At 62.5% G+C, this 975-nt stretch carries 1 protein-coding gene; it reads right to left on the reverse strand.

Going from position 1 to position 975, the window contains the following annotated elements:
* Nucleotides 1-104: 104 nt before the first annotated feature.
* Entirely contained in the window at nucleotides 105-692 is a 588-nt protein-coding gene (gene cpaF, locus GY937_00195; GenBank protein MCP5055125.1) for a Flp pilus assembly complex ATPase component, read from the reverse strand.
* Nucleotides 693-975: the final 283 nt, after the last annotated feature.

Below are 975 nucleotides of genomic sequence, written 5' to 3' on the forward strand. Positions count from 1 at the left end.
CACTACCTCGCGGCTCTCGATCGCGAACTCGACACCGATCCGACCGACACCGATTCGCCGTTCTGACGAGAAACCAGCACTCGCGCGCGACCACGGCTAGATGATCAGATTTCTACGGTTTCTCGTGATCGCCAACACTCGAGGATCATGATGCGCTGCGCGGGGTCTCCGCATTCGACCTTCTCGCGCAGCAGGGCGTTCGCAAAGGTCGTCTTCCCGGAGGCCGTAGCGCCGGCGACGATGATGTTTCGCTGCCTGGCGATTGCCTCACGGAGGAAGCTCACTTGGTCCTCCGAGATTCGCTCCTGCGTGATGTACTGAGCCAGGGAAAAGACGTGGCTCGCGTGCTTGCGGATGCTGAGGAGTGCTTGGCGGGAGACAGGCGGGACGATGGCCTCGAAGCGCGCTCCGTCGAACGGGAGTTCGCCCTCCACGATCGGCACGTCGGCAGTAGCAACGGTTCCGAGGAGGGCTGCGACCGTCCCGACGAGCGTCATGGCGCGCTCCGCCGAGAAGCTTATCGGGAGGGTCTCCATGCCTTTCCCGAGCCGGTCGCACCAGACGGCGCCGTCCTCGTTGACCATGAGCTCTACGACATCCGGCTCTTCGAGCGCCGCGAGAAGCGTCTCGCCGAGCTCGGCGTGGAGCTTTCGCCGGAGGCGATGACGGGTGGTTTCCGCGGCGTTCTGCACGCGGGCGACCTTAGGCGGAGCCACCGTCGGCCGACAACTGTTCAAAGTGTCTCAAGTGTCGCAACGTGTTCCATGATCGAAGAACACGCGATGGAGCCTGCTCGAGCACGTTTCCGCCCGGTGTTCGCCTGCCACGGGCCACGCACTAGCCCGAATAATTCATGAAGAAGTCGCGTTCCTGAATTGAAGAAGGCCCCAGTTGCGGTAGAAACGTGTTGCGACACGCGTTTCCCCTCAACAAGGGCCCCTTCATGAAGCCGGATACTACCGCACAGACTGTCAC

It is taken from the genome of bacterium, from assembly GCA_024228115.1.
Classification (GTDB): Bacteria; Myxococcota_A; UBA9160; order UBA9160; family UBA6930.